This is a genomic window from Pinisolibacter aquiterrae, assembly GCF_019160155.1.
GTDB classification, from domain to species: Bacteria; Pseudomonadota; Alphaproteobacteria; order Rhizobiales; family Ancalomicrobiaceae; genus Pinisolibacter; species Pinisolibacter aquiterrae.
This window is the reverse complement of sequence record NZ_JAFNIH010000027.1, coordinates 36,253-55,921: the sequence shown is the minus strand read 5'-3', so window position 1 is coordinate 55,921 and position 19,669 is coordinate 36,253. Positions and strand designations below refer to the sequence as shown.

Below are 19,669 nucleotides of genomic sequence, written 5' to 3'. Positions count from 1 at the left end.
ATTATCAAGTCTGACACATCAGTCTTGATAGCAGATCAATTACCGATCCAGCCTACGCCGTCTGCCGTCGAGGTCAATACGACGCCCTCGTGGGCCGACGAATTTCTCGCCGCGCCCGCGCGTCGGTCCACCCCCCCCTGCGGTGGCCCCGTCGCATCCTCGAGAGGGATTCCCCGTCAGCGAGCGAGAAACGCGTCGGTCGCCGCCCGCGACGGCAGCGAGGATTGGCACCCGCGCGTCGCGCAGGCGAGCGCCGAGGCCGCCGTGGCGCGCTCGAGCGCCGTCGCGACGTCGGCGCCGCGATCGCGCGCCGCGACGAAGACCCCGACGAAGCAATCTCCCGCCGCCGCGGTGTCGACCGCCACGATCTCGCGCGCCGGCAGACGGTGGATCGTCTCGCCGAACACCGCCTCGAGACCGTCGGCCCCGAGGGTTCGGATCACGTCGATGCCGAGCGCCATCCGCAGGGCCGGCGCGTCGCCGTCGCAGTCGAGCCGTTCGGCGAGCGCCGCCGCCTCGGTCTCGTTCACCACGAGAACGTCGCAGGCCTTCAAGGCCTCGACCGGCAGCGGTCGCGCCGGAGCGAGATTGAGCACCACCCGGACACCGGCGGCGCGGGCGCGCGCGATCGCCGCCACCACCTCCTCCGTCGGGCATTCCATCTGGAGAACGAGATGACTCGCCCGCGCCAGGAGCGTCTCGGGGATCATCTCGGCGCGGGCCGCGTCGTTGGCCCCGCCGGCGACGACGATGCGATTGGCGCCGGACCGCTCGACGACGATCGAGGCACAGCCGGTCGACACCTCGACCCGGGCGATCGCGCCGACGTCGACGCCGGCCTCCACCAATGCGCTCAGCAGCCGCTCGGCCATGCCGTCGCGCCCGACCGCCCCGACCATGGCGACCTCCGCGCCGTCGCGCGCCGCCGCCGCCGCCTGATTGGCCCCCTTGCCGCCCGCCTCCAGCCGGAACGCGTCGGCCCGCGTGGTCACGCCCTCCTCGGGCGCGTGCTCGCACTCGAACACGAAGTCGGCATTGAGGGACCCGAATACGACGATCATCTTCCGTCTCCCGATCTCGCCCTGTCGCGGGATCCGCGGGGCGGACCGTCACCGTCCCGCGCCCATCCCACCGGGCATCGCACGTCACGCCTTCGATTTATGAAATACCGCACTGCAAAATATTGTCTTATTCCGAAATACGGATTATAAGATTTTCAGCTCGATGTACACCGAAAAGACCGGACTGCGACGGTTGAATCGGAGTGCGCTTCGTCCATTCTGCCGAATGTCGGGCGCCCGTCGCGTGGCCGACACAGGTTCTGATCGATATCGGAGTTCCAATGTCCAGGAAGGCGATCGAAGAGACCGAGGGCCAGAGAGACGGCGTCGCCAAACTCTTCGTCAAGATGATGGTCATTCTCAACTGTTTCACGCGGGGTGGAGGACAGCTGTCGATCGGAGACATCGTCGAGAGAACCGGCATTCCGCGCACGACCGTGCACCGGATTGTCGCATCACTGCGCGACGTCGCGCTCCTCGACCAGGATGGACGGCGCCAGACCTATCGTCTCGGCTTGCAGATGTTCTATTTCGGCAGCGCCGTCATGGCCAATCTCGACCTCGAGACTCACGCCCACCCCCATGTCCTCGCACTCCATCAGCTGACCGGCGAGGTCGTCCATCTCCACATTTTCGACGGCAGCCAGATGGTCTGCATCGAGCGTGAGGAGATGAACGACAGTCGCCTGACGACCGTCACGACCATCGAGGCGGCGCCGACCTATTGCACCGGCGTCGGCAAGGCCTTCCTCGCCTTCCAAGCCCCCGACCTGATCGCCCGGATCGCCGAGGAGGAGCCGCTTCGGCCGAGAACACCGAATACTTTCAGCACCCTGCCGGAACTCGAGGCGGAACTCGCGCGGATCCGCGAACGCGGCTATTCGGTCGACGACGAGGAGAACGAAATCGGCATCCGCTGCGTCGGCGCGCCGATCCGCGACTCGCGCGGGCGCGTCTTCGCCGCCATCAGCGTCTCCGGCACCAGCGAACGCATGCCGCTCACCCGCGTCCACGGACTGGCCCCGGCCGTCATGCACACGGCGGAAAAGATATCCACCGCCCTGGGTTGGGTACCGGATCGAGTATAAGGAATTGGTTGCCTGACAATTCGCCGCAAGTCCGCAATATGGGATTGACGAGATAGAAGCATGCGTTTAATCCTCCTTTCAAACAGGAGGAAGCCATGAGAAGCCCAAACGGCCCGATCGTCTGCTCCGTGCTCGCTCTGTTGGTCGCGGCGCTCTCGACGAGCACCGCCCGAGCCGGCGAGTTTCCCCGACGCCCCGTGACCATCGTCGTCCCGGCCGCCGCCGGTGGCGGTGGCGACACCACCACCCGCCTGTTGGCCCGTGGCCTCGAACGCGAACTCGGCCAGGCCGTCACCATCGTCAATCAGGGCCAGGGCGGCGGCGTGGTCGGACTGACCACCCTCGTCAAGGCGGCGCCCGACGGCTACACCGTAGGCCTCCTGTTCCCTTATGCGGGTTACAAATACACGGGTCAGGCGACCTTCACGCACCGCGACTTCAGCCCGATCGCCAATTTCAACGGCGATGCCGCGGCCCTGGTGGTCGCCTCCGGCTCCCCCTTCGCGACGTTGAAGGACGCCTTCGACGCGATGAAGGCCGCCCCCGAGCGCTACAAGATCCATTGCAGCGGCGGCTGCGGCAGCGTCTGGGACGTGCCCGTCGCCGCGGTGATGCTCGACTACGGCATCGAAGTCTCGCGTCTGTCCTGGATTCCGGGACAGGGCGCGGCGACCGGGCTTCAGGAACTCGCCTCGGGCGGGGTCCACCTTCAGACGGTGTCGCTGCCGGAATCCGCCGCCCTGACCCAGGCCGGTCTGGTCCGCCCCCTGGCGGTGTTCAGCCCGAAGCCGGTCCCCGGGTTCGAGACCGTTCCCCTCGCCGGCGACGTGGTCGGCCATCCCGTCGACGGCGGCACCTGGCGCGCCCTCGCCGGGCCGGCCGGCGTCCCGCCCGACGTGATCGCGGTCTGGGAGGCCGCCGTTCGCAAGACGGTGGAGAGCCCCGAGTTCCTCGCCGCGATGAAGAAGGCCAACTTCGGCGTCAAATGGGCGGGCGCGAAGGATCTCGCGCGGCTGATGGAAGACTACGAGACCGGAACCGCGCGGGTCATGCGCGCCCTCGGCTACGCCGAATAGAACGGCGAGGGTCCTCAGATGAAAGTGAACGACGTCATCGTCGGTGGCGTGATCCTCGGCCTCGGCGCCTTCGTGGCGACGACGGGATACATGCTCCGCCCACCCCGCCACCTGGCCTACGGGCCGGGCTTCTTCCCGATGCTGATCGGCTTCGGCCTGATGACGGTCGGCGCCCTGATCGCGATCCAGGCGCTCTCCACTCTGCGCGGTTCGAGCTGGGCGACCGTTCCGGAGTGGGCGCGCTCCCGCGGTGGCCTGCTCCGCTTCGCGATCATCCCGGCCGCCATCGTCTTCTACATCGTCGCCGTCGGCCCGCTCGGCTTCCTCGCGACCGCGACGATCCTTCTGGCGACGATCTTCGCCGTCAACGGCGTCGCGGCGCGACGCGGCCTCCCGCTCGCCCTGGGGCTCGCGGTCGTGGTCAATCTGGTCTTCGCCTCGGTCCTGCACGTCCCGCTCTCCTGGGGCGTCCTCGAACCTTTCTCCGGGTGGCTGATATGGTGATCGGATCCATCTTCTCGCAACTGGCCGACCCCTATCTGTGGACGGTCGTGGTGATCTCGGCGGTCTATGGCCTGATCGTCGGCGCCATTCCCGGCCTCACCGCGCTGATGGCGACGGCTCTGCTCGTCCCCTTCATCATCTTCATGCCGCCGCTGCCGGCGGTCGCCTCGATCATCACCGCCTCGGCGATGGCGATCTTCGCCGGCGACATTCCCGGCGCGCTGCTGCGCATGCCCGGCACGCCCGCCTCCGCCGCCTATACCGACGACGCCCACGGGCTGACGCTGAAGGGCAAGTCGGCGGTCGCGCTCGGCGCCGGACTGTTCTCGTCGGTGTGCGGCGGGCTGATCAGCGCGATCATCCTGACCTCGTCGGCGCCCTGGCTCGCCCGCGCCGCGCTGTCGTTCTCGTCGGTCGAATATTTCTGGCTCGGCGTGCTCGGCCTCAGCTGCGCCACCTTCGTCGCCGGACCGTCCCTGCTCAAGGGGCTGGCGTCGCTGTTGTTCGGCCTGTTCCTGGCGACCGTCGGCCTCGACCCGGTCTCCGGCATGCCGCGCTTCACCTTCGGCTCGTCCGATCTGATGGGTGGCCTCGGCCTGATCCCGATCCTGATCGGCCTCTTCGCCGTGTCCGAACTGATGCGCAACGCCAATGCCCCCGCCGCCGGCGAGGCCGCGAACGCCGCCACCGGATCCGTGATCCGCTCCTCCGCCGGCCTGATGTGGACCCACAAGATCGGCATCCTGCGCGGCAGCCTGATCGGCACGCTGGTCGGGGCCCTGCCCGGCGCCGGCTCCGACATCGCCGCCTGGATCTCCTACGCCACCGCGCGCAAGTTCTCCCGGGTCGGCCGCAAGACCGACGAAGACGGCGCGGTCGAGCGCATCATGTCGGCGAGCGCCGCCAACAACGCCAGCCTCGGCGGCGCCTACATCCCCGCGACGGTCTTCGGCATCCCCGGCGACGCCATCACCGCGATCGTCATCAGCGTCATGTTCATCAAGGGCATCAACCCCGGCCCGACGCTGTTCCTCAATCGCCCCGAGGTGATCTACGGCATCTTCGCGATCTTCTTCGTCGCCAATCTGCTGATCATCCCCCTCGGCATCGCCTGCATCCACAGCTTCCGCTCGATCATGCGCCTGCCGACCACGGTGATCTCGCCGGTGATCCTGCTGTTCTGCATGCTCGGCGCCTTCTCGGTCGAGAACACCTTGTTCGCCGTCGGTCTGGTCGCGGTGTTCGGCTTCGTCGGCTGGCTGATGGAGGCCAACCAGATCCCGCTCGCGCCGGCCATCCTCGGGCTCATCCTCGGACCGCTGCTCGAACAGACATTCATGACGACGATGCTCAAGTCGCAAGGGGATCTCGTCACCTTCTTCGACCGGCCGATCGGCGGAACCATCGGCGTCGTCACCCTGGCGGTGTGGACGATCACCATCGGACTGAAGGTCTTCCGGCCGGGCGACGCGATCGAGATTCCGGCCGCCGAACAGGGGCGAGCCGAGTGAAGACCCGAGCCGAGGCCCCTGCCCCGACTTTCGAAGAAAGAAAGATCTCGAGAAAGATCACGGAGGACGAAATGTCGAAGAAGTCGAGTATTCTCGCTGGTCTCCTGAGCGCGACCGTCGCCGGCGCCCTGCTCGCCGGTCCCGCGGCGGCGGCCTGGCCCGATCACCCGATCAACCTCATCGTCGTGGCCGGCGCCGGCGGCGGCAGCGACTTCACCTTCCGCCTGCTGGCGCGTGAACTCGAGAAGGCCGGCCAGCCGATCAACGTCATCAACCAGGCCCAGGGCGGCGGCATCGTCGGCTACACGACCTACACCAGCGCCAAGCCGGACGGCTACACGCTCGGCCAGCTCTCCCCCTTCGCCCAGTTCAAGATCCTCGGTCAGGCGAACTTCACCACCGCGAGCTTCACCCCGATCGCCCTCGTCAACGTCGATCCGGCCGCCGTCCACGTCGCCGCCAAGGGCAAGCTGAAGTCGCTCGGCGACATCGTCGCCGCGCTGAAGAAGGATCCGGCGAGCCTGCGGATCTCCTGCGGCGGCACCTGCTCGGCGAGCTGGGACATTCCCTTCGTCTCGCTCATGCTCGCGGAAGGCATCGACGTCGCCAAGATCAACCTGATCCCGGCGTCGGGATCGGCCGCCGGCCTCCAGGAACTCGCCGCCGGCGGTCTCGACGTGGTGCTGTGCTCGATCCCCGAGACCGACGCGCTGAAGGACGCCGGACTGATCGAGACGGTGGCGGTGCTCTCCGCGACGCGGCTCGAGAAATATCCGAAGGTGCCGACCGCCAAGGAAGTGACCGGCAAGGACGTCACCGGCGGAACCTGGCGCGGCGTCGCCGGACCGGCCGGCATGGACCCGGCCCTCGTCGCCCGCATCGAGGGCGCCGTCCACAAGGCCTACGAGACCTCGAGCTTCCAGGCCGGCATGAAGGAGCGCGGCTTCGGAACGACCTATCTCGACGCCGCCGGCTTCACCGCCTTCATCAAGGCGCACGAAGCCCAGACCCGGCAGGTGATGGAGGCGCTCGGCGTCGCCAAGGCGCCCTGAGGCCCCCTCCACGATCGGCCCTTCGGAACCTTCCCGAAGGGCCCCACACCGACACGGCGGTCCCTCGTCTGGACCGTCGACGGCGGAGCCGTGCCCGAAGGGGCGGCGAGGCCACAGCGAAAGGACGCGAACCACCGACCGCAGACCGACACTTCATCCGCCCCGCCACCCCGCTGCGCCCGAGAGACGCTCGAGCAGCCCCGAATCGACATGCAAGGATATCGACGATGACCAAGGCTTCCGGGTTGATGCCCGCCTGTATGACCATCTGGAACGACGATCAGAGCTACAGCAAGCCCAAGATGGAGAAGTATCTCCGCTGGCTGCTCGACAACGGCGCGCAGAACCTGTCGATCTGCGGCAGCACCGGCGAGAACATCGCCATGAACATGGACGAGCAGAAGGAGGTCATCGCCCACGTCCTGTCCTTCATCGGCGGCGAGGTTCCCGTCTATTGCGGCACCGGCCTCTACCCGACCCTGCACACCGTCGGCCTCTCCAAGTTCGCCGAGGATCACGGCGCCTCGGGCGTGATGGTGATCCTGCCCTACTATCTCAACCCGCATAAGAAGGCGGTGCTGGACCATTTCCGCGAACTGCGTCGGAACATCGAAATTCCGATCATGGTCTACAACAACCCCTGGTTCACCGGCTATGAACTGACCCCGCTCGAGGTCAAGACGCTGGTCGACGAGGGCGTCGTGTCCTCGGTCAAGGCCGCCCACGGCGACGCCAACCGCGTCCACGAACTGCGCTTCCACTGCGGCGACAAGCTCGACATCTTCTACGGCCACGACTACGCCGCGATGGAAGGCATGCTCGCCGGCGCCGACGGATGGCTGAGCGGGTTCCCGGCGGTGCTGCCGCGCCCCTGCCGCGACCTCATGGACATCTGCATCACCGAGAAGAACGTCGACAAGGCCCGCGCCCAGCAGGCGAAGCTCCAGCCCTACATCGACTATTTCTTCTACGACAAGACCGCCGGCGTGCCCCACTGGCAGGAGATCTGCAAGTACACGCTGACCGCCCAGGGTCTCGACGTCGGCCTGCCGCGCCGTCCGCTCGGTGCGCTCGACGACGCCAACAAGCGCAAGGTCGAGAAGCTCCTGGCCGATCTGCTCTGATCCCACATCCCCGGAGGCCCGACCCGTTCGGGTCTCCGGACACTTCCCTCGTCCACGCCGTCGACCGACCGCGGGCCGGCGGTCACGACGCCCCTCCGTCACGATGCGATGTCGTATTTCTTCAGCCGATAGGCGAGCGTCGCGCGGCTGATGCCGAGGAGCCGCGCCGCGAGCGACAGATTGCCCTTCGCCTCCGCGAGCGCCAACCGGAGCATCCGCGCCTCGGTGTCGGCCAGCGTCGGCAGCCCGCCCGGACCCTGGGTGAAGTCGATTTCGTCCATGTCGACGCTCTGCGACAGCGCCCCGTCGCGCTGGACCACGAAGGTGGTCGACGTCACCTCCTCGCCGGTGGTGAAGAGATGGCAGAGGTCGAGGGCCCCACCCTCGTCGGCGAGAATGACCGCGCGCTCGACCAGATTCTCCATCTCACGGATGTTGCCGGGCCAGCGATAATTGATCAGCGCGTCGACCGCCCGTTCGCGAAAGCCGGTGATGGTCTTGCCGTGCTTGGCCGCCGAGCGGCGCATGAACCAGTTCATCAGCAACGGAATGTCGTCGCGCCGGTCGCGCAGCGGCGGCACCCGGATCGGAAAGACGTTGAGGCGATAGAAGAGATCCTCGCGGAAGGATCCCTCCTTGACCGCGTCGCGCAGATTGACGTTGGTCGCCGCGATCACCCGCACGTCGACCTTGCGCACCTTGTGATCGCCGACCCGCTCGATCTCGCCCTCCTGCAGGGCGCGCAGGAGCTTGCCCTGGGCTGTGAAACTGAGCGTGCCGATCTCGTCGAGGAAGAGCGAACCGCCGTGGGCGCGCTCGAAGCGGCCGGGGCGCGAGACGGTGGCCCCGGTGAAGGCGCCCTTCTCGACCCCGAACAGTTCCGATTCGATCAGTTGCTCCGGGATCGAGGCACAGTTGACCGCGACGAAGGGTCCGTCGGCGCGGCGGCTGAGACGATGGAGATTGTGCGAGAAGATCTCCTTGCCGACGCCGCTCTCGCCGAGGAAGAGCACGGTCGCCTCGCTCGGCGCCACCTTCTTGACGAGATGGCAGACCGAGTTGAAGGCACTGGAGATGCCGACCATGCCGAAGTCGTTCTCGCCGCTCGCCGGACCGCGCGCGGCGATGCGGGCGGTGGCCGGCAACTTGTCCGGCGAGGTCGGATTGAACTTCACGAAATCGCCGATCTGGAGGAAGCGCAGATCGTCGGCCGCGTCCTCGCCCCAGTCCTCGGCCGGACGGCCGACGACCCGGCATTGACTGTGGCCGGTGCATTTGCATTCGGTCTCGCGCCACAGGATCGGCCGACCCATGAAGGTCGAGGTATAGCCGCAGGCATAGCCGACCAACATCCAACAGGCCGGCTCGTCGGCGATGCCGTAACTCGCCAGATGCGCCTCCGCCTCGGCGCAATCGATCAGGCGGAAGTCACCGAAATAACGACCCTTGCCGACGTCGATGTCGAGGGAGATCGGTTCGCAGTGGACGATGCCCTCGAGCGAGACCAGTTGCGGCCCGGCGAGAAAGTTGTCGTAGGTGCTCGATCCCGAACGCAGCTTCTTGGCCATCTCCGCGTCGCTCGCCCCGGCCTGATAGCCGATGCGAGTGATGAGCCCGCGCGCGGTCTCCTTGCCGAGGCTCTCGATCAGCTCCTGCCGCAGCGCCCCGAGCGAGCTGACGTGCATCAGCATCATGCGTTGGTCGTCGAGCCAGATCCGCCCCTGTTGAGGGGCGAAGCGGAGCCGATTGGCGAGATCGTGAATTTCGGGGACGTGGACGTCGCCGAGCCCGCCTCCCCGTTTGGCAGACGTGTCGGCGGCCGACATGTCCGTTCCTCCCATCGTTCTTGTTCCACGGGTTATACGCTTGTTCATTCGCGTCTTTCCATCGTCTCTCGCCGAGCCGAGGGGCCCCGGTCCCGGCGAGATCGCCCGTGTCAGAAGAAGCGGTCGTAGTGGATGCGCTCGACCGGCACCGTCCACCGGAGGATCAGGAGATCCTGGAGCGCCTCGATCATCGGCGGCGGCCCGGCGAAATAGAACTCGCAGGCCTCGCGGCGATCGACGAGGCGCGCCTCTACCGCCGCGTGGACGAAGCCGCGCGCCCCCGCCCAGTCGCTCCCCTCCGGCTCGGCGGAGAGAACCGGCACGTAGTCGGCGACCCCGGCGAGATCGGCACCCATCAGCGTCGCGAAGCCGAGATCGGCCCGAGTGCGCGCGCCCTCGAAGACGAGCACCCGCCGTTCGGGACGTGCCCGCAGAGCGGCGCGGGCGATCGAGACGATCGGCCCGATGCCCGAGCCGCCGGCGATCAGGACGACGTCGCGCTCCACCGCCTCGCGGAAATGGCCGTGACCGTAGGGCGCGTCGAGCGGAAGCACGTCGCCGACCGCGACCGTGTCGAAGAGCGCGGTGCTGCCGCGCCCGCCCGGCACCCGGCGCACGACGAAGCGCCATTCCCCCGCCTCGTTCGGCAGGTTCGACATGGAATAGGCGCGCACGCCCTCGGCGCCCGGCACCCGCAGCAGGCCGTATTGACCGGCGACGAAGGCCGCCGGACCTTCGGCCGCGAACACGAATTCCGACATCTCCGACGTGATCGCCGTCCGCGCCACCAGCCGGGCAGCGCGACGGAGCGGCGCCACCACCGGGCGATTTTCCTCCGCGGGGCGCACCCGGATCACGCAGTCGCCGAGCGGACGCGACTGGCAGGCGAGGCGCTTGCCCCGCCGTCGATCCCGTTCGGAGAGGCCGGGGGCCGCCGTCCACAGCGTCTCCATCTCGCCGGAGACGAGGTCGAACCGGCAGTTTCCGCAACCGCCGACGCTGCAATCGTGGGGGAAGCCGATGCCGGCGCGGAGCGCCCCGCGCAGCAGCGTGTCCTCGTCGGCGGAGACGTCGAAGACGCCTCCGCCCTCCAGTTCGATCCGATGGCTCATCGGTCCCTCGTTCGTCACAGACCGAGACCGTGACGCCACGCCGCGACCGCCTCGCGCGCGGCCACGGCGGTGTCGCGCGCATCGGGCAGGCGTGCGCAATAGGCGTCGATCGCCGCGTCGCCGAGCGGCGCCCATTTGGCGAGCCACCCCCCGAGGACCGCGCGATTGCCGTCCTCTTCGAGCATCATCTTGACCAGCGCCGCGACCCAGCGGCGGTGACGATCGGCGTCGACCAGCTGCGCGTCGCACAGGAGACCGATGAGATTGTCGCCGTTGTGCCGCCCCGCCTGACCGAGACCGCGCAGCACCGCCTCCTCCACCGCCGGCCGGGCGACGAGATTCATGGCGACGAAGTGCTCACCCCAGTCGTAGGTGGCGAGACCGCGCTCGACGAGTTCGCGGAACCCCTGCCACGCCGCCTCGCCCTCCCAGATCGCCCGTTCGCCGGTGCCGAAACCGAAGCCGTCGAAGGTCTTGGCCAGTTCCCGGGTGCGGTAGGCGGTGTGGGTCAGCCAGCGCAGGGAATCGGCGGTCTGATAGGTGGCGACGTTGGAGATGGTCGAGGCCGGCGCCATCTGGCAGAGATAGGCCGAGCCCATCTGCAGCGTGTGGAAGAGATAGCGCGCCGGGGTATAGACATGGGCGAGATGCCGCGCCCAGGACGCGTCGAGCATCGTGTCGTGGCCGCGTTCGGAGAACTGATCGAACAGGCCGAAGACGTAGTTCTCCTGGCCGTCCTGGATCATGTTGTAGGTGCGATAGACCATCTCGTCGGGATCGCGGAAGGCGTTCCAGTCGGGGTGCGTCAAGGGCGAGGCGTTGCGGTTCCGCTTGAACCACGCCGCCGGCGCGAAATCGGGATCGAGCTCGAACGGCGCGTCGGGACGGTCGGTCGTGTAGTGGAGATTGGTGGAGACGATCTCGTATTCGCTCGGCTTGCGGCGGCGGGCGGCGAGATGGCTCCAGGTCTTCAGCGGCTGGGCGAGTGCGGGCTGGGTCATCGTTTCCCCCGAGGTCACAGAGTCTTTTCGTAGTAGAAGCGGATGTGCTCGTCGGTCGTCTCGATGCGCCCGGCGAAGGAGCCGAGGTTCACCTCGAACTCCGACATGCGGAACGCCCGGCCGAGCGTGCGCTCGAGCGTCGAACGCCGGAGGATCAACTCGCCGTCGGTGTCGATGCGCACATAGGCGACCTTGTCGTCGACGCGGATGGTCTTGCCCGGATTGTCTTCTTCCGCCGCCTCGATGATCCCGGCGGTGAGCGGACCGGCGCGCAGGATGGGTCCGACCCTATTGTTGCGATAGCCTTCGGCGGCCTCGTGGGTGCTCATGTGGGGTTCCTCCCGTTCGATCGTTCTCGTTCTCGTTCTCGTTTTCGTTTTCGTTGGTTCAGGTGTGGGCGAAGAGGGCGGCGACCCCCTCCGTCGACACCAGGACGGTCTCGCCCTCGATCCGCACCGGGTAGCCGGCGAGGCGGCAGTCCTTGGGATTGACGCCCTCGCCGCTCTTCGCGTCGAAGGTCCACTGATGGGCGCGGCACATGACCGTGCGCCCGTCGAACTTGCCCTCGACCAGCGGAATGTCCTGGTGCGGGCAGATCCCTTGGAAGGCGCGGATCTCGCCGCCCTCCGGCCAGACCAGGAGGATCGGCCGTCCGTCGACCTCCACTTCGGTCATGTCGCCTTCCCAGATGTCGTCGAGCGTGCAGGCGGGCTTGAAGGTCATCGCGGCCTCACGCGTCGCAGAAGATGAATTCGAGGGTCTCCATCGGCCGAACGCCGGTCTCGGCGAGCCGCTGGTCGCGGGGGAAGAAGTCGCTCGCCCCCTGGCGACGGACCCGCACGATCTTGTCGGGACGCGGCGCGACGCGCGTGCCGACCGAATGATGCGCGGCGGCGGCGGCCACCTCGTCCATCGTGTTCTCGGTGTCGACGGGCAGCAGCAGGAGGACGAAATCCTCCTGAAAATTGGAGATCACGGGAAACAGGGCCATGGTCGGCTCCTCGATGAAGGGAGATGGGGAGCGCGAGCGCGCCCTGCCGGCGCCGGACCCGGCGGACCGGCACGAGGGTCGCGCACGCGGCGGTTCGATCACTCGGCGGCGCGACGGATGTCGCGATAGGCGTCGACCCAGGCATAGCCGTGGGCATCGTCGCCCATTTCGCCGGGCTGGAGGCTCATGTAGGCGAGCGCCCCGCCGAGATCGGGCGGCAGGATGTGGCCGGCGAGGAAGCGGTCGACCAGCGACATGTGACCGCGATAGCGCTCCGGCTCCTGCTCGAACACCCAACGGTCGATCTCGGAATTGAAGTGATAGAGCCGGCCTTCGTATTCGAGCGGCCAGTCCTTGACGTTCCAGCCGTTGCCGGGGATGGCGCAGATCGGGATCTGGCTCATGTTGCAGACGATCGGCAGCGTCTCCGGCAGGGTGCGCTCGGTGCGCCCCTCGACGAGATTGTCGATGATCACGTCCCAGGCCTTGCCGAAGGTGTCGTTCCAGCCGGGATATTTCTCCTCGAGCCAGTCGCGGCACTCGGGCGTGACGCCGGCTGCCGGGTTCCACCACAACGTCGGTCGCCAGAACCACAGGCCCATCTGATAGGCGTGGTGCTGATAGTCGAATTCGGCGATCATCTTGTCCCAATACCAGGGCAGATCGAGACCGAGATCGATCAACGAGCGCTCGAACTGGCCGACGATCCACTCCAGCATGAACTCCTTGAACGACTGCTTGCGGTGTTCGAGCGGCGTGTTGTAGTCCATCGACGGGCCGGTCAGGATGCAGAAGATCCGCCAGGCCCGGGCGATGGCGATGTCGACCAGCTTCTGCGCCTCCGCCTTGCGACCGTTGGCGATCAGCACCTGCAACGCCGGGCCGCCGATCTGGGCGTGACGGCTCTCGTCGGTCTGGATCGAGGAGATCAGGCTGGCGAAAGTGTAGTCGCCGGCTTCCGCCGCATCCGCCGCGAGGCCGAGGAACTGCATGTTGGTGAAGCCGGTCTCGAAGGCGAAGGTCAGCATCACCGCGATCTCGGTCGCCGAGCGCGCCATGAACAGGTCGTCGAAGGCATGCCGCGCCGCGATCGCCGCCCATTCGTTGGTGTGATACGCCTTGTGACCCCAGTCGAACTGACGGTCCTTCGGGCAATATTCGTGCGGGAAGAAGAGCTGCAGCTGGGCGTGACGGTTCTCGTCCATCATGCCGAAGGTCGCCATGTTGCGCATGCCGGGCGCCCGCCCGAAGCGGGCCATGCGCGCCTCCGCGCTCATCGCCGCGTATTCGCCGAGCGCGATCGCGCCGTAATGCGACTTCAGGATCGAGCGCCAACCGGGATCGGCATCCTCGAAGATGCGAGAGCGCTGGAGCGCCGCCTTGATCGAATAGGCGCCCGCGTCCTTCTCGCGCTGGACCGACACGTATTCCGGAAACGAGGTCTTGTAGGGCTCGTCGTAGACCTCCCACTTCTCCGCCGGAATGCCTTGGGCGCCGGTCATGACGTCGGGAAAGAGGTCCGCGTCGGACACCCAGGTCGGTGTCCAATTGGTGGTACGAGCGATGTCGTACCATTCGGATCGGTCGAGCAATGCCATGGCGTTTCCCTCTCGTCGCGTCTTTCGTCGTTTCGTGGCGCCGTGCTCTCGGCCGTGGCGCGGACCATGTTTGGCAAGACGAATGCCAATTTTCGAAATTTCGGAAAATTTCGCGATGCGATAGGCCCGACCCTGCCGCGTCTTCGCGGCGCGGAAATCGGCGGCCGCAAGAATTGCTCGGAAATTTCAGTGTGGACCGTCCACCGGCCCGAGGTCTTCGGCACCGCACAGGGCGAGAAGGATCGCCCGCGCCGCGCCGGTGATTTGATGTCCACAGAAAGCGGCGCGCCGTCACGCCGCTCGTCTTCATCATTTGAAGCAATCGATCGCCGCCGGGCGGCACCGGGAGCCGGCGCGGACCGCCTCAGCGAAAGTCCCGCGCCCGCACCCGGAGCCCGACGCCGTCGCCGACGTCCCGCGCCCCGACCGTCGCCAGCGCCTCGGTGAGATCGGAGACCCGCGCGGCCACCACATGGACCACCTCGCCCTCCCGCTGCACGGTTCCGCCGATGCCGATCAGGCGGGCGCCGAGGATCTGCCGGCGGTTCGCCTGGAACAGCGCCCGCCAGACGACGATGTTGGCCACGCCCGTCTCGTCCTCGATCGTCATGAAGAGCACGCCCTTGGCCGAGCCCGGCCGCTGCCGCACCAGGACGAGACCGGCGACCTCGACCTGCTGCCCCGCCCGCGCCGCGCCGGCCTCGGCGCAGGTCACGATCCGCCGCCGCGCCAGATCGGAGCGGAGGAAGGAGAGCGGATGAGCGCGCAAGGTGAGCCCGACGTGGCCGTAGTCCGCGACCACCTCGCCGCCCGCCGTCATCGGCCGGAGACGGACCGCCGGCTCGATCTGCTCGACGACCGGCCGCGCCGCCCGCTCGGCCGCCGCCACGAACAGCGGCAGCGGCTCGTCGCGCAGGCCCCGGATCGCCCACAGCGCCTCGCGGCGGGCGAGCCCGAGCGCGGTGCGGAAGGCGTCGGCCTCGGCGAGCCGCGTCAGTGCCGCGACCGACAGCCCGGCCCGCCGCCACAGATCCTCCACCGAGTGGACCGGCGCCTCGCCGCGCACCGCGACGAGCCGGGCCGCCTCCGCCTCGGCGAGCCCGCGCACCATCCGGAAACCGAGCCGCACCGCGAAACGGCCGCGCTCGGCGTCGACCGGCTCGAGCGTCGCATCCCAATGGGACGCCGCGACGCAGACCGGCCGCACCTCGATGCCGTGATCGCGGGCGTCGCGCACGATCTGCGCCGGGGCGTAGAAGCCGAGCGGCTGGGCATTGAGGAGCGCCGCGCAGAAGACGTCCGGATGCCGGCACTTCATCCAGGCCGAGGCATAGGCGACGAGCGCGAAGGAGGCGGCGTGGCTCTCGGGAAAACCGTAGCTGCCGAAGCCCTCGAGCTGACGGAAGATCTGCGCGGCGAAATCCGCCGTGTAGCCGTTCGCCACCATGCCGGTGATCAGCTTCTGCCCGAAGGAGGAGATGGTGCCGGTGTGTTTGAAGGTCGCCATGGCCCGGCGGAGTTGGTCGGCCTCCCCGGCCGAAAAGCCCGCGCAGACGATGGCGACCCGCATCGCCTGTTCCTGGAAGAGCGGCACGCCGAGCGTCTTGCCGAGCACCGCCTCGAGTTCCGGCGTCGGATAGTCGACCTTCTCGAGCCCGGCGCGGCGGCGCAGATAGGGATGGACCATGTCGCCCTGGATCGGCCCGGGTCGGACGATCGCCACCTCGATCACCAGATCGTAGAAGGTTCGCGGCCGCAGCCGCGGCAGCATCGACATCTGCGCCCGACTCTCGATCTGAAAGGTGCCGAGCGTGTCGGCCTTGCGGATCATGGCATAGGTCGCCGGATCCTCCGCCGGGATGGTCGCGAGATCGAGGCGGATCGCCTTGTGTTCGTCGAGGAGGTCGAAGGCGCGCCGCATGCACGACAACATGCCGAGCGCCAGCACGTCGACCTTCATGAACTTCAGCGCGTCGATGTCGTCCTTGTCCCATTCGATGATCTGGCGATCGGCCATGGCGGCCGGTTCGATCGGCACGAGATCGTCGAGCCGGTCGTGGGTGAGGACGAAGCCGCCGGGATGCTGGGAGAGATGGCGCGGGCTGCCGACCAACTGGTGGGCGAGGTCGAGCGTCAGCCGCAGACGGCGATCGTTCATGTCGAGACCGAGCGCCCGCGCCCGGTCCGCCTCCTCCTCCGGCTGACCCCACACCAGCGACGACAGCGTCTTGGTGAGATCCGCCGGCAGGCCGAGCGCCTTGCCGACGTCGCGGACCGCCGCCTTGGCCCGGTAGCGGATCACCACCGCGCAGAGCGCCGCATGGTCGCGGCCATAGGTCTCGTAGATCCATTGGATCACCTCCTCGCGCCGCTCGTGCTCGAAGTCGACGTCGATGTCGGGCGGCTCGCGCCGCTCCTCCGAGACGAAGCGCTCGAACAGGAGATCGTTGCGATCGGGATCGATCGAGGTGATGCCGAGCACGAAACAGACCGCCGAATTGGCGGCCGAGCCGCGCCCCTGGCAGAGGATGCCGCGCGAGCGGGCGAAACGGACGATCGCATGGACCGTCAGGAAATAGGGGGCGTAGTCGAGCGTCTCGATCAGCCGCAGCTCGTGCTCGAGGGTTCGGCGCACGGCCTCGGGCAGCCCCTCCGGATAGCGCCGCTCGGCCCCCTCCCAGGTGAGGACGGCGAGCGTCCGTTGCGGCGTCAGCTCGGGATGGGAGCGCTCCTCCGGATATTGATAGGCGAGTTCGTCGAGCGAGAACCGACAGCGCTCGACGATGGCGAGCGTGTTCTCGAGCGCTTCCGGGTAGCGGGAAAACAGCCGGTGCATCTCCTCCGGCGGCTTCAGATGGCGGTCGGCATGACGCTCACGCCGCTCGCCGAGCCCGTCGATCGTCACGCCGTGGCGGATCGCGGTGACCGTGTCCTGCAGGATGCGCCGTCCCGGCTCGTGGAACAGCACGTCGTTGGTGACGACCGGACGCACCCGCGCCGCCGCGGCGAGGCCGGAGAGCTCGTGGAGGCGCAGTTGATCGTTCGGGCGCCGCCGCAGAGTGAGCGCCACATGGGCCCGCTCGCCGAACCCCTCCCGGAGCCGCCGCAGGTGGAACGCGCAAGTCTCGTCGGCGCGGTCGGGCACCAGCACCGCGACCAGCCCCTCGCCATGGGCGACGAGATCGGCCCAGTCGAGCCGGCACCGCCCCTTGCCCGCCCGGTGCTTGCCGAGCGAGAGGAGACGACAGAGCCGGCCGTAGGCGGCCCGGTCGGTCGGATAGACGAGAACCGCCATGCCGTCGGCGAGATCGAGACGACAGCCGACGACGAGGCGGACGCCGGTCTCCTTCGCCGCCACATGCGCCCGCACGATGCCGGCGAGCGAATTGCGATCGACGATGCCGAGCGCCTCGATGCCCAGCGCCTTCGCCCGCTCGAACAGCGCCTCCGAGGAGGAAGCCCCGCGCAGGAACGAGAAATGGCTCGTCACCTGAAGCTCGGCGTAGCGCGGGCTCATGCGAAGATCCCGTGCAGGAACCAGCGCTGCGATCCGGTCTCGAGATCCTCGCCGTCGCCGGCGCGGAAGATCCACCAGCGCTCGCCGCCGTCGTCCTCGACCCGGAAATAGTCGCGCACCGTGGCCCGCTCGGCCTCGCGCAGCCACCATTCGCCGAACACCCGCTCCGGCCCGTCGGCCCGGGCGACACGCCGGCGCACGCCCCGCCAAGAGAACCACGCCGGCGGATGATCGGGCAGGAGCGCCAGCGTCTCGATCGGCTCGGGGCAGGCGAGGAGCCGCGACGGCCGAGGCCAGTCGCCGGGCCAGGTCGCCCCGTCGTCGGGCGCCAACGCCGAGACCCGCGCCACCGAGCGCTCGGGAACGTCGCTCGCCACCGGCGCGAAGCGATAGACCCGGCTCTCGCCGATCCGGTCGGCGAGCCGATCGACCAGATCGGAGACGTCGGGCGCGGTCCCCTCGATCAACGAAGACACCCGCTGGCGCGCCGCGAGCCGCTCGGTCGCCGTCGCCGCGAGCCGCATCACCTCGATCCCGAACCCCGGATCGATCGTCTCGATCCGGTCGCAGAGGAGCCGCGCCAGCCGTGCGCCGTCGCGGCTCGGTCGCGCCAGACCGACGCGGATCGTCTGCAGGGTATTGTCGACGCGGGTGAGGAAGAGATCGAGGCGGCGCACGCCGAGATCGCGCGCCTCGAGCGCGTCGACGAGCGTGGCCGCGAGCGCCCGCATGTGGCGAGCGATGGTCTCGGCCGCACCGATCGGTTCGGCGAACACCCGCCGCGTCTCGACCAGATCCGGCGGCCGGGCCGGCTCGATCGGATCGGCGGCGAGGCCGAGGGCCTGATCGATCCGGCGACCGAGATCGGGGCCGAAGCGCAGCACGAGCGGCGCGCGCGGCCGATCGAGGACGTCGCCGACGCGCTCGAAACCGAGCCCGGCGAGCCCCTCGACGACCGTGCGATCGAGGCGCAGGGCGGCGATCGGCAGACGCCGCAGAGCCGCCTCCGTCACCTCGTCGGCGAGCCGGACCGTCGGCCGCTCCGAAAACCGCGCCGCCGCATGGGCGAGCCCTCGGGTGGCGGCGATCGCCGCGCGCGCCTCGATGCCGGCGGCGGCGAAGCGCCGAACCATCTCGGCGAGCATCACCGTCTCGCCGCCGTGGAGATGCGTGGCGCCGGTCGCGTCGATCACCAGCCCGTCGGGCGGATCGGCCGCGACCACCGGCGAGAACCGCAGCGCCCAGACCGCAAGCCGCTCGAGCGCCTCCGCGTCGCCGCGCGGATCGGCCTCCGCGATCGTGAGGCCGGGAACCATCGCCTGCGCCTTGGCCAACACCATGCCGGGGGCGAGGCCGAGACCGGCGGCGGCGGCATCGAGCGCCGTCACCATCCGGCGCGATCCGACGCGGCCGGCGAGCACCAGCGGCCGGTCAACCGGCGGCACCGCCGAACCGGCGCCGCGCCGGAGCCGATCGGTCGGCCAGCGCGGCAGGAAGAGCGAGACGACCCTGGCCATCACAGGCCTCCACTTCCACTTCGAAACTCTCACCGGCCCGACACCGGACCAGTTCGAGCCGCCACCGCGATCGCCCGACGCCCGGAACCGGCAACGGCGCCGACGCCGACGCCGTGACCCGCCAGCGCGTCAGGCTCGCCGTCGGTTGGCCGAAATCGGTCGCCTGCCCCTGCCGGCTCCAGCGGCGCAGGACGATGCCGATCCCGCCCCCGGTCTCGGCGGCGAGCATCAAGCGGCGCGAGGCGACCATCGGCAGGCGTGCCACTTCCGCGACCACCGCCGACGGACCGCCGTGGCGCAGTCCGTCCTCGAAACAGGCGAGGAGATCGCCCTCGTCGCCGGTCTCGAGATGAACCACCCGCCCCGGCGGCAGGCCGGCCTGGGCGAGCGCCGGGGCGAACAGATCGGCCCGCGTCACGCACCACAGCACCGCGCCCCCCGTCCGCGCCGCGATGCCGGCGGCGAAGAGCGCCGCCGCCGCGCCGTCCACCGCCCCGTTGCCGCCCCCCGCCACCTCGTGCAGCCCGCCGAAGGCGAGCCCGCCGCCCGGAAGCCGCCGGTCGATCTCCGGAACCCCGAAGGGCAACACCCCGCGCCGGCACGCCGCCCCGCCTTCGAGAGAGCCGATCCGCGTGCGGAGATCGGCGAGGACGGTACGGACGGCGGGATTCGTCACGGCGAGAGATCTCTT

The 19,669-nt window shown here is 68.7% G+C and carries 17 protein-coding genes; 6 read left to right on the top strand and 11 right to left on the bottom strand.

The annotated features are described in order from the left end of the window. Positions 1-176 precede the first annotated feature (176 nt). Entirely contained in the window at positions 177-1,061 is an 885-nt protein-coding gene (locus tag J3S89_RS11175) for a PfkB family carbohydrate kinase (protein WP_217927627.1), read from the bottom strand. A 281-nt stretch (positions 1,062-1,342) separates the two neighbouring features. Between J3S89_RS11175 and J3S89_RS11170 the strand changes: the two genes are divergently transcribed. The 6 genes from J3S89_RS11170 (at position 1,343) to J3S89_RS11145 (ending at position 7,416) form a co-directional block, all read left to right on the top strand. Next, positions 1,343-2,149, top strand: a complete 807-nt coding sequence (locus tag J3S89_RS11170) for an IclR family transcriptional regulator (protein ID WP_217927626.1) — start codon at positions 1,343-1,345, stop codon at positions 2,147-2,149. Positions 2,150-2,244: 95 nt separating this feature from the next. Further along, a complete protein-coding gene (locus J3S89_RS11165) occupies positions 2,245-3,225 on the top strand; it encodes a Bug family tripartite tricarboxylate transporter substrate binding protein (RefSeq protein WP_217927625.1) in 981 nt (326 codons plus the stop codon). 18 nt (positions 3,226-3,243) lie between these two features. After that, complete coding sequence (locus J3S89_RS11160) at positions 3,244-3,729, top strand: tripartite tricarboxylate transporter TctB family protein (RefSeq protein ID WP_217927624.1); 486 nt, start codon at positions 3,244-3,246, stop codon at positions 3,727-3,729. Continuing rightward, the gene (locus J3S89_RS11155; RefSeq protein ID WP_217927623.1) at positions 3,723-5,240 is read left to right on the top strand and encodes a tripartite tricarboxylate transporter permease; all 1,518 of its coding nucleotides are present in this window, start codon (positions 3,723-3,725) and stop codon (positions 5,238-5,240) included. The genes J3S89_RS11160 and J3S89_RS11155 overlap by 7 nt, the downstream gene beginning before the upstream one ends. Positions 5,241-5,311: 71 nt before the next feature. Then, the gene (locus J3S89_RS11150) at positions 5,312-6,292 is read left to right on the top strand and encodes a tripartite tricarboxylate transporter substrate binding protein (RefSeq protein WP_217927622.1); all 981 of its coding nucleotides are present in this window, start codon (positions 5,312-5,314) and stop codon (positions 6,290-6,292) included. 227 nt (positions 6,293-6,519) lie between these two features. Continuing rightward, positions 6,520-7,416: a dihydrodipicolinate synthase family protein gene (locus J3S89_RS11145; protein ID WP_217927621.1), complete on the top strand. Its 897-nt coding sequence runs from the start codon at positions 6,520-6,522 to the stop codon at positions 7,414-7,416. A gap of 98 nt (positions 7,417-7,514) precedes the next feature. Here J3S89_RS11145 and J3S89_RS11140 read toward each other — a convergent pair whose 3' ends face one another. From J3S89_RS11140 to J3S89_RS11095, 10 genes are all read right to left on the bottom strand, one after another. Continuing rightward, on the bottom strand, positions 7,515-9,242 hold the full coding sequence (locus J3S89_RS11140; protein ID WP_217927620.1) for a sigma-54-dependent Fis family transcriptional regulator: 1,728 nt from the start codon (positions 9,240-9,242) through the stop codon (positions 7,515-7,517). A gap of 110 nt (positions 9,243-9,352) precedes the next feature. Beyond that, positions 9,353-10,354: a 2Fe-2S iron-sulfur cluster-binding protein gene (locus J3S89_RS11135; protein WP_217927619.1), complete on the bottom strand. Its 1,002-nt coding sequence runs from the start codon at positions 10,352-10,354 to the stop codon at positions 9,353-9,355. 14 nt (positions 10,355-10,368) lie between these two features. After that, complete coding sequence (locus J3S89_RS11130) at positions 10,369-11,355, bottom strand: aromatic/alkene monooxygenase hydroxylase subunit beta (RefSeq protein WP_217927618.1); 987 nt, start codon at positions 11,353-11,355, stop codon at positions 10,369-10,371. A gap of 14 nt (positions 11,356-11,369) precedes the next feature. Further along, positions 11,370-11,684, bottom strand: a complete 315-nt coding sequence (locus J3S89_RS11125; protein WP_217927617.1) for an MmoB/DmpM family protein — start codon at positions 11,682-11,684, stop codon at positions 11,370-11,372. 58 nt (positions 11,685-11,742) lie between these two features. Further along, entirely contained in the window at positions 11,743-12,078 is a 336-nt protein-coding gene (locus J3S89_RS11120) for a monooxygenase system ferredoxin subunit (RefSeq protein ID WP_217927616.1), read from the bottom strand. 7 nt (positions 12,079-12,085) lie between these two features. Beyond that, positions 12,086-12,346, bottom strand: a complete 261-nt coding sequence (locus tag J3S89_RS11115; protein WP_217927615.1) for a toluene-4-monooxygenase system B family protein — start codon at positions 12,344-12,346, stop codon at positions 12,086-12,088. 98 nt (positions 12,347-12,444) lie between these two features. Next, entirely contained in the window at positions 12,445-13,944 is a 1,500-nt protein-coding gene (locus J3S89_RS11110; RefSeq protein WP_217927614.1) for a ferritin family protein, read from the bottom strand. A gap of 364 nt (positions 13,945-14,308) precedes the next feature. Further along, complete coding sequence (locus J3S89_RS11105) at positions 14,309-17,461, bottom strand: error-prone DNA polymerase (protein WP_217927613.1); 3,153 nt, start codon at positions 17,459-17,461, stop codon at positions 14,309-14,311. After that, positions 17,458-18,978 carry a Y-family DNA polymerase gene (locus tag J3S89_RS11100; RefSeq protein ID WP_217927612.1) on the bottom strand — a complete coding sequence of 507 codons (1,521 nt, stop codon included), beginning with the start codon at positions 18,976-18,978 and terminating at the stop codon, positions 17,458-17,460. Before J3S89_RS11100 ends, J3S89_RS11105 begins: the two co-directional genes overlap by 4 nt. Beyond that, positions 18,893-19,654 carry an ImuA family protein gene (locus J3S89_RS11095; RefSeq protein ID WP_217927611.1) on the bottom strand — a complete coding sequence of 254 codons (762 nt, stop codon included), beginning with the start codon at positions 19,652-19,654 and terminating at the stop codon, positions 18,893-18,895. Before J3S89_RS11095 ends, J3S89_RS11100 begins: the two co-directional genes overlap by 86 nt. Positions 19,655-19,669 lie beyond the last annotated feature (15 nt).